The 13,606-nt window shown below is 60.7% G+C and carries 16 protein-coding genes; 7 read left to right on the top strand and 9 right to left on the bottom strand.

Annotated features, from left to right (window positions below; translation table 11 throughout):
• Nucleotides 1-14: 14 nt before the first annotated feature.
• Complete coding sequence (locus tag WG939_RS07290; protein ID WP_339984200.1) at nucleotides 15-953, bottom strand: DUF559 domain-containing protein; 939 nt, start codon at nucleotides 951-953, stop codon at nucleotides 15-17.
• A 135-nt stretch (nucleotides 954-1,088) separates the two neighbouring features.
• Between WG939_RS07290 and WG939_RS07295 the strand changes: the two genes are divergently transcribed.
• Nucleotides 1,089-1,643, top strand: a complete 555-nt coding sequence (locus WG939_RS07295; RefSeq protein ID WP_339984202.1) for an HAD family hydrolase — start codon at nucleotides 1,089-1,091, stop codon at nucleotides 1,641-1,643.
• Complete coding sequence (locus WG939_RS07300; RefSeq protein WP_339984204.1) at nucleotides 1,640-2,161, top strand: gamma carbonic anhydrase family protein; 522 nt, start codon at nucleotides 1,640-1,642, stop codon at nucleotides 2,159-2,161. The genes WG939_RS07295 and WG939_RS07300 overlap by 4 nt, the downstream gene beginning before the upstream one ends.
• On the opposite strand, the gene WG939_RS07305 is transcribed toward WG939_RS07300, so the two are convergent.
• On the bottom strand, nucleotides 2,117-3,025 hold the full coding sequence (locus WG939_RS07305; RefSeq protein ID WP_339984206.1) for a hypothetical protein: 909 nt from the start codon (nucleotides 3,023-3,025) through the stop codon (nucleotides 2,117-2,119). The two genes, WG939_RS07300 and WG939_RS07305, sit on opposite strands and share 45 nt — an antisense overlap.
• Before the next feature lie 187 nt (nucleotides 3,026-3,212).
• Between WG939_RS07305 and WG939_RS07310 the strand changes: the two genes are divergently transcribed.
• On the top strand, nucleotides 3,213-4,700 hold the full coding sequence (locus WG939_RS07310) for a DUF885 domain-containing protein (protein WP_339984208.1): 1,488 nt from the start codon (nucleotides 3,213-3,215) through the stop codon (nucleotides 4,698-4,700).
• A gap of 84 nt (nucleotides 4,701-4,784) precedes the next feature.
• Here WG939_RS07310 and WG939_RS07315 read toward each other — a convergent pair whose 3' ends face one another.
• On the bottom strand, nucleotides 4,785-5,831 hold the full coding sequence (locus WG939_RS07315) for an AbrB family transcriptional regulator (protein WP_339984555.1): 1,047 nt from the start codon (nucleotides 5,829-5,831) through the stop codon (nucleotides 4,785-4,787).
• Between the two features lie 31 nt (nucleotides 5,832-5,862).
• Between WG939_RS07315 and WG939_RS07320 the strand changes: the two genes are divergently transcribed.
• On the top strand, nucleotides 5,863-6,633 hold the full coding sequence (locus tag WG939_RS07320; RefSeq protein WP_339984210.1) for a TSUP family transporter: 771 nt from the start codon (nucleotides 5,863-5,865) through the stop codon (nucleotides 6,631-6,633).
• Here WG939_RS07320 and WG939_RS07325 read toward each other — a convergent pair.
• Genes WG939_RS07325 through WG939_RS07340 form a run of 4 tightly spaced genes read right to left on the bottom strand, consistent with a single transcriptional unit; the run spans nucleotide 6,630 to nucleotide 10,054 of the window.
• On the bottom strand, nucleotides 6,630-6,821 hold the full coding sequence (locus tag WG939_RS07325; RefSeq protein WP_339984212.1) for a helix-turn-helix transcriptional regulator: 192 nt from the start codon (nucleotides 6,819-6,821) through the stop codon (nucleotides 6,630-6,632). The two genes, WG939_RS07320 and WG939_RS07325, sit on opposite strands and share 4 nt — an antisense overlap.
• Before the next feature lie 6 nt (nucleotides 6,822-6,827).
• Nucleotides 6,828-7,280 (bottom strand): hypothetical protein, encoded by a 453-nt coding sequence (locus WG939_RS07330; protein WP_339984214.1) that lies wholly within the window; start codon nucleotides 7,278-7,280, stop codon nucleotides 6,828-6,830.
• Nucleotides 7,281-7,323: 43 nt separating this feature from the next.
• A complete protein-coding gene (locus WG939_RS07335) occupies nucleotides 7,324-9,465 on the bottom strand; it encodes an ATP-dependent RNA helicase (protein WP_339984216.1) in 2,142 nt (713 codons plus the stop codon).
• Complete coding sequence (locus WG939_RS07340) at nucleotides 9,458-10,054, bottom strand: DUF6474 family protein (protein WP_339984218.1); 597 nt, start codon at nucleotides 10,052-10,054, stop codon at nucleotides 9,458-9,460. The genes WG939_RS07335 and WG939_RS07340 overlap by 8 nt, the downstream gene beginning before the upstream one ends.
• A gap of 39 nt (nucleotides 10,055-10,093) precedes the next feature.
• Here WG939_RS07340 and WG939_RS07345 point away from each other — a divergent pair, with 39 nt between their 5' ends.
• Nucleotides 10,094-11,485, top strand: coding sequence for a TM0106 family RecB-like putative nuclease (locus tag WG939_RS07345; protein ID WP_339984220.1), 1,392 nt, complete (start codon nucleotides 10,094-10,096; stop codon nucleotides 11,483-11,485).
• On the opposite strand, the gene WG939_RS07350 is transcribed toward WG939_RS07345, so the two are convergent.
• Entirely contained in the window at nucleotides 11,454-12,104 is a 651-nt protein-coding gene (locus WG939_RS07350; RefSeq protein ID WP_339984222.1) for a queuosine precursor transporter, read from the bottom strand. The genes WG939_RS07345 and WG939_RS07350 overlap by 32 nt on opposite strands.
• Nucleotides 12,105-12,118: 14 nt before the next feature.
• On the opposite strand from WG939_RS07350, the gene gluQRS reads away from it, so the two are divergent.
• Together gluQRS and WG939_RS07360 are read left to right on the top strand one after the other, a co-directional pair.
• Nucleotides 12,119-12,961 (top strand): tRNA glutamyl-Q(34) synthetase GluQRS, encoded by an 843-nt coding sequence (gluQRS, locus tag WG939_RS07355; RefSeq protein ID WP_339984557.1) that lies wholly within the window; start codon nucleotides 12,119-12,121, stop codon nucleotides 12,959-12,961.
• Nucleotides 12,948-13,274, top strand: a complete 327-nt coding sequence (locus tag WG939_RS07360; RefSeq protein WP_339984224.1) for a CHY zinc finger protein — start codon at nucleotides 12,948-12,950, stop codon at nucleotides 13,272-13,274. Before gluQRS ends, WG939_RS07360 begins: the two co-directional genes overlap by 14 nt.
• On the opposite strand, the gene WG939_RS07365 is transcribed toward WG939_RS07360, so the two are convergent.
• Nucleotides 13,209-13,604 carry an arsenate-mycothiol transferase ArsC gene (locus tag WG939_RS07365; protein WP_339984226.1) on the bottom strand — a complete coding sequence of 132 codons (396 nt, stop codon included), beginning with the start codon at nucleotides 13,602-13,604 and terminating at the stop codon, nucleotides 13,209-13,211. The two genes, WG939_RS07360 and WG939_RS07365, sit on opposite strands and share 66 nt — an antisense overlap.
• Nucleotides 13,605-13,606: the final 2 nt, after the last annotated feature.

Here is a 13,606-nt window from a genome sequence, read left to right on the forward strand (position 1 = left end):
GGTGCCGGATTTGGTTATGCAAACCGACCTTTTGAGTCGTTTTCTACAGTTTGCTTTACCAAATCCACCGCGCCTTTCTCTTGAAGCCGCCGGACAACCCGCCTGATGAGGACTCCCTCCCGACGAATCATCCCTTTCGAAACTCGCAGCACCGTCCACCCGCGATCTTCGAGGTATGCAGTGATTTCATTGTCACGATCGGTGTTCCGTTGCTCATTGTGGTCAGCGCCGTCGTAGTACACCGCAACTTTGTATTCTGGCCACGCGAAGTCGATCCGGGTAATCAGGCGGTCGCCCTCCCAAATCGCAACTTGAGTCTCCAACTCTGGGTGCAAGCGGCTGAGGATGAGGCGGAGTGACGTTTCGGGCGGGGAATCGCATTCGGCGTCGGCAAGCTTGAGCAACCTGTTGAGAGTGCGTTTGCACAGGCGCCTTTTCGCGGCCTCGCGGAGTTCACTTTTGGTGACTGAGGTGTAGCGCAGGGCAGCGTCAATGATTTGGATGGCGCGTAGTTCATGCAGCCAAATGCCGGTAACTTTCGGAGTCCAGAAGCGGATGCGCTTGCGGAGGACATAGATCAGGCAATCGATTGTGGCCGTCGCCGGGTCGACGCACACCAGGTCAGGAAAATGCTGGTCGAGCTCGAAATGAGGTTCATAATTGACGGACTTAATGAGGTGAAATCCATCCTGTTCTCGGATCCCCCGCGCGGGAGTATGAACAGTAGTGAGCGGAACATCCCACCAAAACGGCACACCATGAAACGCCAACGCGGCGAAGCCGCCAATAGCGCCCGAAGGAAAACGCAAGTGAGCAGCGCGAGCGTGGAAAGCGGAATCCTTCACTCCACCTGGAGCTGAATAGAGTCCATAAGAATGCTTGAGCACACGACCATTGCGGATTTCAGATAGACGGACATTGGAAGCAGCGATTGGAATTTGAAAAGTAGTCACACTTAGTTAGACGGACGAAGTCGTCCGGAAGGTTCCGTTTTAGACAAAACTTCTGGATTTGGTAAAGCAAACTGACGTTTTCGGGGAATTTCTACAGTCTGCATAACCAAATCCGACGCGAGTACTCTGGACCCCATGACCTACCTCTTTGACCTCTACGGCGTCCTGCTGAAAACGCAGAGCGACCAGGCGCTCCGCGACCTCGAGAGTGTGCTGAACACGGATGAGAGTCTGTGGCCGGTGTACTGGGAATATCGCCCGGATTTTGATGCCGGTCGCGTGAGCGAGGAGGAGTATTGGGAGCTCGTCCGCGCAAAGCTGGATCTCGAGCCGTTCGATGTGCAAAAGGCGATCGAGGTGGATTACGCCGGCTGGCTCGAGGCCGACGAGGAGATGGTTGAGCGCGTCAAAACCCTCAAGCCGAAGGGGTTGCTCAGCAACATCCCGGAGGGCCTGGCCAAGAAGGTGTTGGAAAAGCACACGTGGTTGCAGGATTTCGATGCGATTGCCATGTCTTGTGAGATTGGCGTCGAGAAGCCGCAGCGGGAGGCGTATGAGATCGCGTTGCAGCGCCTCAAAGCCAAGCCAGAGGAGACCCACTTCTTCGACGATAACGAGGCAAACGTGCAGGCAGCGAAGGAGCTCGGCATCAACGCGACGCTGTTTACCGGGATTGAGGTGTTGAAGTGATCATCGAATTTCAGGGAAAGACCCCGCAGATCCACCCGAGCGCGTTTGTGGCGCCGAACGCGACGATCATCGGCGACGTAGAGATCGGCCCGGACGCGAACATTTGGTACAACGTGGTCATCCGCGCGGATGTCAATAAGATTCGCATCGGCGCCCGCACAAACGTCCAGGACGGCGCCGTGCTGCACGTCGATGCCGACGCGCCGTGCACGCTTGGCGACGACGTCACAGTAGGCCACATGGCGCTAGTCCACGGCACCACGGTCGGCAACGGCACCCTGGTCGGGATGAAGTCGGCGCTGCTCAGCAGGTCCACGATTGGCGATAACTGCCTGATTGCCGCGGGAGCCGTGGTGCTGGAAGGCCAGGAAATCCCAGCGAACTTGCTGGCCGCGGGCATCCCGGCGAAGGTGAAACGAGAAAACGACCGGGAGTTCATCACTCATGCCGGTCGTTACGTGGAGCTGTCGAAGCTAACTGCGAGCGAGCTCGAGCGGGCGGGCATTAATCTCCGCTAGCGCCAGGGCATGCGTGATGGTGCGCATGGTTTCCAGCTCAGGGCGAAGCATTCTGAGGATGACGGTGCCCTGGAAGGCGTCGTTAAGCTGCGCCCTGATGCGGTTGCGGTTGTCGGTGTCGGTGAAGTACGCGCCGGAGAAAACGATCTGCTTCGGGCGGAGCTCGATGAGGTAGTCGAGCCATTCTTCAACGGTCAGCTGATTAGGTGCGACGCTGACGCCATCCGCAGTGATGAAGGCGCCAGAGGTGACGTTCTCGGAAAACAGGACGAACACGTCTTCTTGGGAAGGGTCCTGCTGGATTTCGGCGAGCGCGATAGAGGCAGCAGCGTTCGTGGCGATGGCGGGAACCTTGAATTCGAACTCGAGGCGTTTAGAGATTGCCGTGAAGTCATTCCAGTGAATCGACGATGCACCCAGCGCAATCGCCTTCAGCGGGACGCGCATATCGCCCTTGATGCGGTAAATCGCGGCGATGATGTACTCGAGTGTGTCTGCGCACACGTGATCCTTCGCGAATTCACTCACCACGATCTCGCGCAGCAAACGGCCCTTGGAGTCGTAGCAGCCGACCATAGCGTCATCGCGGTCCAAAGCGACACCGATCAGCAGCCCCTGCCAAGTATCGAGCTCAAGCGGAACAACCGGGCGGCCGGGGCGGGACGTATTAATGAGGTCGCGTCGTTCGCGAAGCAAACCAGCATCTGCCAGGGCCGTCACGGCGCGCGTGATGGTTGGTTGAGACAAACCAGTGACCTTTACCAAGTCGCCACGCCCAATGAGTGGGTGCTTGCGAACGTGGCAAAAAACCTGCGCGGCGGGGGTCGCCGGCTTTTCAAAAATCTGGCCAAACTCGAGCTGCATGTGAATTTTTAAACTCCGCCTTGTTCATTCTCGGTCGGTGGTACTTGAAAGCGTACGCTTCGTGAACTGCTGAAATAGATCGCTTACTGGGAAAATGCATACCGACTGGGACGATTTTATAACATCAGCGATTTCTTAGCCACGCGAATGGAGCGTGTTGTGCGTCGCACCGTTACACTTGTCGCTTATGAGTTCATCCCTTCTCGATGCAACCTGTGAGGCCTACGTCCTGGACGTCGCTAAGCATTCGCCCACCGACGCCACCGCTTGGGGGATCCCCGGGCACGACGGCGAGCTCCAGGACTTCTCGCCCGCGTACTGGGACGGCCTCGCCGACCTCGCGCGCAACATGCTTGCCGATGTCGACGCCCTCGAAGACGACTTCACACCAGAAGACGAACTCACCGCTGCCATCCTTCGCGATCGCCTCGGCATCGAACTCGACCTCCATCACCGCGCCGAAACTTACGGACAACTCAACAATATCGCGTCGCCGGTGCAAACGATCCGCGATTCGTTTTCTTTAATGAGTGATCCTGACGTCATTCGCGCGCGCCTATCCCGCGTCCCAGCCGCGCTCTCCGGCTACCGCGAATCCCTGGCCCTCGCAGCAGGGCAAGGCCGGATCGCGGCGCAGCGCCAGGTTGAACTACTCATCAACGAATGCAACGACACGTCCTTCTGGGACACGCTGGAAGCGCCGGCCACTGAAGTGGAGGCCGTCAAACGTGCCCACATGGAGCTCGCGACCTGGCTATCCGAGCAGCTTGCCGGAAACGCGCCTACTTGCGACGGTGTCGGCCGCGAACGCTACGAACTGTTCTCCCGCCACTTCCTCGGCGCCACCGTTGACCTCGACGAGGCCTACTCCTGGGGTCTCGACGAACTCGAGCGCATTGTCTCCGAACAAGAAGCCCTCGCCCGCGAACTCTACGGCTGTGGTGTCGAAGAGGCCAAGGCGCGCCTCAACAAGGAACACGTCATCCACGGTGTCTCCGAGCTCAAAAAATGGATGCAAGGCATCGCCGACTCCGCCGTAGCAACCTACGGAACCCCACCTATCGAATGCTGCATCGACCCCGCCGGCACCGGCGGCATCTTCTACACCCCACCCGCCGAAGACGGCTCCCGCCTCGGCCGCATGTGGTGGTCCGTCGCCCCAGGTGAAGACACCTTCTACAAGTGGCAGGAACTCACCACCGTCTACCACGAAGGCGCGCCCGGCCACCACATGCAAATCACCGCCGCCATGGCCGCACCCCTGAACCTGTGGCGCCGCGTGGCCTGCTGGAACTCCGGCCATGGCGAAGGCTGGGCACTGTACGCCGAAAACCTCATCGACCACGAACCCGCCACCCGCATGGGGCTTCTCGACGCCCAAAGGCTCCGCGCCGCTCGCGTAGTCCTGGATATCGGGGTCCACCTTGGCAAAAAGAACTGGGACGCCGCGTACGCGCGGAACTTCCTCCGCGAGAACTGCACCATGTCGCCAGCCTCAATGGAATTCGAGATCAACCGATACCTTGGCTGGCCAGGACAAGCGCCGTCCTACGCGCTGGGCCAGCGACTATGGGAAGAGATTCGGGATAATTCGGGATTGCCGCTGGACGAGTTCCACTCTCAAGCTTTGTCCTACGGGTCTATTCCATTGGGGTTGCTGAAGGAGCAGTTCTAGGGGGAGGGGCGTTCCGCCCCAACGATAATCCCCATTAGATAATGGCCACTTCAAAAGTTCTACAGGCGACCTATCTAACGGAGATTATCGCTGGGGCGGAAGCCGCTTCAACAGCTTCGGCAGATAGCCCGCCACGAGCAGGATCGCGATCAGTCGGATGACTTGGATGGCGGCGATGGCAGGGCCAGCGCCGAATTCGTCGGTAAGCGCGAGCACCGTTTCGAGAGCGCCTGGGCTCGAGGCGAGATAAGCCTCAAAGTAGGTGAGGTCGAGCCACCACATGAGGCCGATGGCGGTGATGGCGCAGGCGCCGAGCAGGAAGAAGATGAAGGTAAAAGTCGCAGGTAGTTGCCGTGCGAATAGCTTCAGTGCTGGAATTGATAGTGCGCCGCCGGCGATCCAGCCGATGGAAACAAAGGTGGCGATCTTCAGTTCGGCAGGTAGAGCAATGCCGGGGATGAACTGGGCGGCCAGGATGGTCAGCAGCAGTGGGCCCAGGATTGTAGGCGCGGGCAGCCGGAGGAATCGGCCGAGCGGCTCGCCAATGATCACGATCACGATGATCGCCAGGATCGGCACCAGGTGGTAGGTCACGGTGTGGTGTTCGACCTGGCCTTGTGGGACATCCATGAGGGGCACCAGCAGTGGCAGGGAAATCGTGACCGTCAACAGGCGCAGGTATTGGGTGAGCGTGACGTAGCGATAGTCAGCGCCCAGGTCTTGCGCCAGCATTGGCATTACCGACGCGCCTCCGGCCAGCATCGATAGCACTCCGGTTTCGCGGGAGATTTCCTTCTCAGAGCGCGCGAGCATGAGGCCACCGAGGATGCCGATGCCGATCGTAATGAAGGAAACCACTAAGCCGGGAAGAATAAAATGTGCTAGCTCGCGAGGGTTAGCCGCGACGATCGGGGCTGCCGCCATGATGGCGATGAGGCTGCGGCCAACGCGTTTGATCAGCGGATGGACCGGGAGGTCTTGGCCTGTGTACAGCGCAACGCTGGCAGATCCGACAATTGCTGCCAAAATCCAGGCAGCGGGTACGTTTAAGTAATCGAAGGCGAAGCCGCAGGCGAAGGTCGTCGCGATCGCGATGAGCCAGCGCACAGCCACACATGCCTCCAATAGAATTGTTGTCGTTACTACGTTAGGAGCATACGCCGTGGAACTAGCGCTTAGTGGATGGGCCATCTTGATCGCGGGTTCCGCCGTGGCTGGGTGGGTGGATGCGATGATCGGCGGAGGCGGTCTCATCCTGATCCCGCTCATCATGGCGGTGATGCCCGGGATGGCTCCGGCGTCGGTAGTGGCTACGAACAAGGTTGCCGCGGTGACTGGAACGGCATCAGCGGCAGTGACCTACGTGAAAAAGGTACCTGTTCCTCGCAAGCTCGCCCTTGCGTATATCCCCTTGGCGATGGTTGCCTCCGGCTTTGGTGCGCTGGTCGCGGCGATGATCTCCAAGGACGTCATGCGGCCTCTGGTTATCGTGCTGATGCTCGTCGTCGGCAGCATCGTTGCCCTTCGACCATCCTTCGGACAGACCGAGTCCGACTCTAATCCAGCGCTGTGGCGACGCCTCGCCTCGCTGCTCGGCGTAGCTGCTATCGCCTTTTATGATGGAATCTTTGGCCCAGGCACCGGCATGTTCTTGATCATGGTCTTCACCGGTATTTTGTCCCAGGATTTCTTGGCATCGACGGCGCTCACGAAGGTGGTTAATACCGCGACGAACCTCGGTGCCCTCGCGGTGTTCGCAATCGGCGGTCATATTTGGTGGCAACTCGGGCTAACTCTTGCCGTTGCCAATGTCGTCGGTGCCCAGATTGGAGCCCGCACTGTGCTCGGTGGTGGCACCAAGCTGATCCGAATGCTGCTGCTCGCGATGGTGGTAGTTATGAGTTCTTATCTTGCTTGGCAGCAGTGGGGCTAATCCGGAATAAACAGATCCTCGATCTGGCAGTCAAAGAACTTCGCTAGCTCAAAAGCGAGAGGGAGAGATGGATCGAAGCGGCCCTTTTCGATCGAGATGATGGTTTGGCGGGAGACACCGAGGGCGTCGGCAAGCGCTTGCTGGGATAGGCCTCGTTGTTTGCGGGCGGTGGGCAGGTTGTTGCGCACTGGTGTCTATCCTCGTTTGCTGCTGATGAGGTAGCGGAGTCCTAAGTCGATCATCATGAAGATGAAGCATCCTGCCAGGGCGTTTGTGCCGGTAATCTGCCATTCGGCGATGCTGAAAAATGTCAGGGCGATGCCGGTGAGTGCCATGGTGTCGACGAGCGTTGCTGATGCGGCTTGGTCGAACCAGTGGCTTTCAATCGACTTCTCTGGATCCTTGATGGCGCCGCGAATTGTGTTGCGGTCAACGAGGAGAGCCCAGGCGAGTATTGCTGCGGTGGGCCACATGCAGCCAAAAGCGATGAGAAACTTCACCACAAATCGCAGTTCGGTGTGATTGAAAATCGCAAAAGCGATGCCACAAGCTGCTGCGATAGCGCATCCAATGATGGCCGAGATGATCAGGAGGGTTGTTTGGGAGCCTCCAAACTTGGAGCGCCCAAAGCGCGATGTGTTGCTCATGGCTACACTATAAATGTAAAGCTCGCTTTACGTCAAGTGTCCTTTACATTTTCTTTTTGGTACGCGCGGTCGCTGGCGCCGTCCACGGATCCTCCGGCCACGGGTGCTTCGGGTACCGGCCACGCATGTCTTTGCGAACCCCCTGGTAGGGGCCATTCCAGAAGCTGGCGAGGTTATCTGTGACAGCGAGTGGTCGGCCGGCAGGGGAGAGCAGGTGGAACTGCACGCGGACTCCAGCGAAGACCGGAGACTCGGCGAGCCCGAAGCATTCCTGCAGCTTAACGCTGCACACCGGACGCCCCGTTGAGTAGTCCAGCGCATGCTTGCGGCCGCTCGGCACCTCTAGGGAGGCGGGCGCCAGCTCGTCGATACGCGCAGCCTCTGGCCAGGGCAGCAACGGTTGGAGGGCATCGACGCCCACGTCCAGCGAGGTGAAAACGAGATTCGACGCCTGGACCAGTGGCCATGGATCGCCGAGCTGCGCGTGCAGGAAATCCAGGCGTTGCTTCAAGGAAATGTAGGCGGGGGAATAGCGCAGGATCGAATCGCCCCGCGTGCGCACAGCGTTGGTCAATGCCTCCGACACCTGGTCAGGGGACAGGGAAATCGGGGTGGAGGACAGCTCGATCGCACCGGCTCGGCGCACCTGGCGACCCTGAACTTTGCCATCCACCACATCCGCGGACACTTCCGAAGTCACCGGGATAACGGTCAGCGCCTCCTCCTCGGTCAAGGGAAAAGCGGCCCGAATAACTGCTCGTGAGCTGTGCAAACTCACTTCAGAGCAGGCTAGCCACTCATCATGCATGTCGCAGCTAGCTCGGCTCCCGGAGGCCAACAAGTACTCACCGGGGCCGACGCGCCGGGCCACCCACTCCGGGAAGGCAACGGCCGTGGTGAAACCGGGTCGAACGGGGCCCGGCTTAATGAAGCGAGAAAGGCGCGAGGGGCGGTCGTCGGCAAGCTTTGCGACGGTATCCACGTCCCGCGTGATCAGCAGGGCGTTGCCGAGTCGCGGTGGCAGTGGCAACTCGGCGAGCTGTTCTAGTGGGGAATCCAAATTATCGAGCACGGCAGCAGCCTGGGAGAGGGAAGCGGCCGGTGGTTGATCGAGGAGTGGCAACTCGTCCGAACCCCAGCAGCGCATGAACAGCAGCGCTTGGGTGAGGTCGCTCGTGAGGATCTCCGGGGTTCCGAACGGCTGAAATGCCTGGTACTCGGCCTGCGAATAACACCTGATGACGGTGCCCGGTCCTTCACGTCCGGCGCGGCCTGCACGCTGGTCGGCCGAGGACTTGGACGTGGAAACGGTGACCAACCCGGTGAGTCCCCGCGAGCGATCCAGGCGCGGTTCGCGGGCCAGGCCCGTATCGATCACAGTGCGCACGCCAGGTACGGTGACGGAGGACTCGGCGACGTTCGTAGCAACAATGACGCGCGACCTAGAGGTATACAGCGCCGCATCCTGCTCCGCCACGCTCAGGCGACCGTGCAACGGAAACGCATCGATTTCCTCGCAGATCAGCGACACCTCGCGAATGCCAGGCACAAACACCAACACGGAGTGGTCACTGAGCTGGGAGGCGGCAAGGCGGGCCACTTCCTTGTAGAAGGACCGCTCCCCGGCGATGCGCCCAGGAAGAGGCTGGTAGCGAATGTCCAGCGGATGGGTGACCGCCGGCGTAGAAATGATCGGGGCGCCCAGCAGCTCAGAGAAGCGCTCGGCATCAACCGTCGCGGACATGGCGTAAAGGGGCAGGTCACGCACGCTGGCGAGCTCCACGAGCATGCCGAGCACCAGATCAGTATCCAGCCCGCGCTCGTGCACCTCGTCCACGATGACGGCGGAGACGCCCTCCAGGAACGGGTCCTTGATCAAGCGCCGCAACAGTACGCCCGGGGTGACGAATTCAACCAGGTCAGAAGGCTTTGAGGATCCACGGATGGCATATCCAATGGGCAACCCGGATAGCGCCTCCAGGCGCGCGGCGGCAGCGCGCACGGCAACGCGACGGGGCGCCACCACGATGACACACCCGCCGAAAATATTGCACACCGCCGGCGGCACCAGGGTCGTTTTACCCGTGCCGGGCGGTGCTTGGATGACGGCCTTATGGGCGTCGATAAGCGCGTCGAGCGACGCGGCGACAGGCAGCCCCGCGCCGATCTCAGCGAGGTTAAACAAGCTTGGAAAGGAGCGCGTCCAAGTCAGCGGAGATGGAGCGGTGTGCGCGCTTGCGCTGCTCAGGGGTCATGTACTCCGCATTATCGACGGCCTTGTCCAGCTCATCCAGTCGCTCGCGAACGCTGAACTTCAGGTCACCATGCTTGCGGGCGCCTGCAATGCGAGCCTTGAGGGCAGCGCCATAACCGGCGAACTGGCTCATCTCAGCAGTGGTCAGGCCGTGCTTCTGTGCGCGCTGCTTGGTCAGCACTTCCTGGCCAGCAGTCATGCCCTTGTAGATCAGTGGGAGCAGCACAGGGGTCACCATGCGAGCCACGCCCAGGTAACGCTGCACCTTCGCCTTGTTCAGCTTGCCAGCCTTAATGCGCTCGAGCTCGGTCTTGGCCAGCTTCAGCTCCTGCTTCCGCTTCGCCTTCAGACCCTTTTGCTCAGCCTTGAGCAGCTTGTGCTCCTGCTGCGCGAGCAGCTTCGCCTGACGATTCTTCGTCTTAGCTGCAGCCTTGACCTCTGCCTTTGCACGCGCCTTGGCGGCCTTCACCTCGGCCTTGGTCTTTGCGCGTGCCTTACGAACCTTCTCAAAAACACCCATGCGCTCAACACTACCGATTTTCGTGGCAGAGTATAGGTTGTGATTTCTCCGAGCGATCTGGTGGGCTGCAGGTTCCGCGCTGTTCAGCACGAAGCGTACCCTGAAGTTCCGCCAACCGAGGCGGCGCAGGCCCGGCTAAATCGCGTGGAGGCGGCGCGCGCGGTGGTGTTCGCCTCGTTGCCTACCCGACCGGCGACCGGAGATCGTGGCTATTTTCGTCGTGGCGACGCCGGGGGATCCTTTTTCGACACCCTGGAAGCCATCGCGGCCGGCGACACCCTCATCACCGACGCCCGCCTGGAGATCGGCGACCTCTGCGTCGATGTGGACATGCTCGTGGCCATGGGCGGAGGTTACCTGCCGGTCATCATCAGCAATCACCGCGCCGCCCGACCCGCCCCGGGCAAGAAGGCCCAATTCCTGTCCGTGCCCCGCCTCGGCCTCGGGCAGGTGCTCACCGGCGAATACCGGATCCGGCACCACGCTCTTGATTCCTATCGACTCGCCATCGCCGGCCGCGCCCTCGACGACATGGACTTAAGCTGCGGATTCGGTGCCCGCATCGGTCAGGACCGCACCCGCGCCTTCCTTGAACCCCTCGGCCCACTCGACGAATCCCTTGCCCGCGCCCTCGCCGTCCCCGTCCCCGACGGCCCCCGACGCGTCAAAGAATGCGATTCCTGCAGGTTCTGGCCCCTGTGCTCCCGCGAACTTGAAGCCGCCGACGACATCTCCCTCCTCCTGCCCGGCGATCGCGCCCGCACCTACCGCGAACGCGGCATCACCACCGTGCAAGGGCTTATCGACGCCGATCTCGGCGAAGCCTCCCAGCTGGCCGAAGCCTACCGCTCGGGCTCAGTCCTGGTGCCCCGTGGGCCCGTGACCGCGCCTCGCTTTGATGTCGAGCTGTTCATCGACATGGAAGCCTACCTAGACCAGGGCGTATACCTGTGGGGCGTGTTTGATGGCAGCTCGTATCATGCCTTCACCGCGTGGTCGTTGGAGGATGAAGGCGATGCTTTCCGGGCCTTCTGGTCCTACGTGACGTCAGTGCGGGACTCGGCTAGTTCCTTTGGCGCCTACTGCTATTCCAACCACGGCGAAAACCTGTGGCTGCGCCGCTCCGCAGCCCGTTTCCTGGACGAAAAGGGGCAGCAGGAGGTGGAAGAATTCATCAACGCTCCCTACTGGATCGACGTCTTCCGCCTGGTCAAAAGCCAATTTATTGGCCCATTCGGATTGGGGTTGAAAACGGTGGCGCCCGAGGCCGGATTCAATTACACCGGCGACGTTGACGGTGAAGCCTCAGTGAACCTCTTCCTCGCCGGAGCCCGCGAGGAGCTGTTGCAATACAACGAGGACGATTGCCGGGCCACCGCCACCGTGCTCGATTACTTAACTAGTAGTTTTCCCGCTTCTTCACCCAAGTGATCACGGCATAGGTCACCGGCATCATGCAGATCTCCACGGCGGTCTTCCACACAAAGCCGACGATCGTGTAGTTCACGGTGTCCCCGAAAGACGTGATTCCGATGACCGGCGCTGCGATGAGGCAGAAGATCAAAGTGTCGCCGAATTCGCCGATCACGGTGGACCCCAGCAGACGTGCCCACAGCGATTTCTCCCCGGTCTTTTCCTTGATCTTGACCAGCGTAAATGCGTTGAGGAGCTGGCCAACCAGATAGCCTGCGAGGGAGGCGAGCACGATTTGTGGCACGAGGCCCAGCACGCCCGCGAAGGCTTCCTGGCCTTCATAGAAATCCGCACCCGGCAGGCCAATAGCTATGTAGAAGGCAATGACGGCCAGGATCATGCCGGCGAATCCGGTCCAGATCGCATTCCGGGTGGCTTTGAATCCGTAGCACTCGGAAAGGACGTCGCCGATGACGTAGGCGGCGGGGAAGAGGAAGAAGGCGCCGTCGGTAATGACGGGGCCGAAGGCCACGCCCTTTTGGGCGGTGATATTGGAGATGATGAAAATCGCCACGAACAGGGCGAGCAGTACTGGGTAGAAGGATCGCTGGACGGGAATGTGGCGAGGCGAGTTCACTAGGATTGAATATCATGATTGGACGCTACGCACCTAGCCCAAGCGGTGACCTCCACTTCGGAAACCTGAGGACAGCCCTGCTGTCCTGGCTGTTTGCGCGTCACGACGGCGGGGGCTTCGTCCTCCGAGTCGAAGATGTCGACACCGCCCGCTCCTCCATGGCATCGGCGGAAAGGCAGCTCGAGGATTTGGCGGCTATCGGCCTCGACTGGGACGGCGATCCGCTGTACCAATCCACCAGGTCCGATGCCTACGCTGCGGCGTTAGCATCGCTGGACACCTACCCGTGCTACTGCTCCCGCAAGGAAATCCTGGAGGCGTCCCGCGCCCCGCATGCCGTGCCCGGTTCCTACCCCGGGACCTGCCGAAACGGCGGGACATTCAAGGAGGGCAAAGCTCCGTCCACCCGCCTGCGCGCAACCGTCTCTTCGTTCACTGTGCAGGATTTTTTCGCGGGCGTCTACACCGGCGAAGTGGACGACATGATCCTGCGCCGCGGCGACGGGGACTGGGCGTACAACCTGGCCGTCGTCGTCGACGACGCCTTCCAGGGCGTCACCCAGGTCGTGCGCGGCGATGACCTGCTCTCTTCCGCCCCGCGCCAGGCCTACCTCGCCTCTCTGCTGGGACTTCCTCCCGTGGAATACGTGCACGTCCCCCTGGTGCTCAACGCTTCGGGGCAGCGCCTGGCCAAGCGCGATGGTGCCGTCACGCTGCGCGATCTGCCCCTGGATTTCGTGCGAGACGAACTCGCGCGATCAATCGGCCTGCAGCCCGCCTCGCCCGCAGGCCTGCTGGAACAATTCGATCCCGCCGCGCTGCCACGGGAACCGGTGGTGTTCCATGATCCGCGGTGAGCTTATCGACGGCCAAGGGCGCTGCATCCACTACCACTCACCCCTCGATGTGGTGGCTAACAAATGCAGCGTCTGCCGGGAATATTGGGCTTGCTACCAGTGCCATTCCAGCGCTGGGCACGAGTTCGGGCCCATGCCACTTTCCGAACTCGCGGTCATGTGTGGCGTGTGTGGGCACGAGATGACCGGGCATTCTTATGCGGATTCGTGCCCCTCGTGTGGCGCTCGCTTCAACCCGGGGTGCAAGCTACACGCGGGGATCTATTTCACGGATGAGGTTCCTGACGCGGGCATCGATATCGTCTCGCACTAGGCGCATGCGCTCCATGCCGGTGATGCCTTCTTTTGACGGCTCAACGGTGATCCAGCGGTCGAATTCACCGTCCAGCTGGGCGTCTTCACCCAGGACGATGACTTTGTCGGCGGTCTTCAGTAATTCCGGGTCGATTGGCTTCGGGACGCCCTGGGACATGTCGGCGCCCACTTCCGCGATGGCCTCAACTGACTCCTGGTTGAGTTTGGTGCCTGGTTTGGTGCCGGCGGAGTGGATCTCGAAGCGATCACCAGCGTGCTTTTCCGCGAGCGCGGCTGCCATCTGGGATTTGCCGCCATTGCCTTGGCAAATAAACAGGATCTTCTTCACAG

The organism is Corynebacterium sp. H130 (assembly GCF_037572395.1).
GTDB lineage: Bacteria > Actinomycetota > Actinomycetes > Mycobacteriales > Mycobacteriaceae > Corynebacterium.

What these genes read in the sequence shown, in the direction of transcription:
- WG939_RS07305 (WP_339984206.1), bottom strand. Translation starts at nt 3,025, where the DNA reads ATGCAGCTCGAGTTTGGCCAGATTTTTGAAAAGCCGGCGACCCCCGCC.
- gluQRS (WP_339984557.1), top strand. Translation starts at nt 12,119, where the DNA reads ATGATTGGACGCTACGCACCTAGCCCAAGCGGTGACCTCCACTTCGGA.
- WG939_RS07360 (WP_339984224.1), top strand. Translation starts at nt 12,948, where the DNA reads ATGATCCGCGGTGAGCTTATCGACGGCCAAGGGCGCTGCATCCACTAC.
- WG939_RS07330 (WP_339984214.1), bottom strand. Translation starts at nt 7,280, where the DNA reads ATGAGCAACACATCGCGCTTTGGGCGCTCCAAGTTTGGAGGCTCCCAA.
- WG939_RS07310 (WP_339984208.1), top strand. Translation starts at nt 3,213, where the DNA reads ATGAGTTCATCCCTTCTCGATGCAACCTGTGAGGCCTACGTCCTGGAC.
- WG939_RS07340 (WP_339984218.1), bottom strand. Translation starts at nt 10,054, where the DNA reads ATGGGTGTTTTTGAGAAGGTTCGTAAGGCACGCGCAAAGACCAAGGCC.
- WG939_RS07295 (WP_339984202.1), top strand. Translation starts at nt 1,089, where the DNA reads ATGACCTACCTCTTTGACCTCTACGGCGTCCTGCTGAAAACGCAGAGC.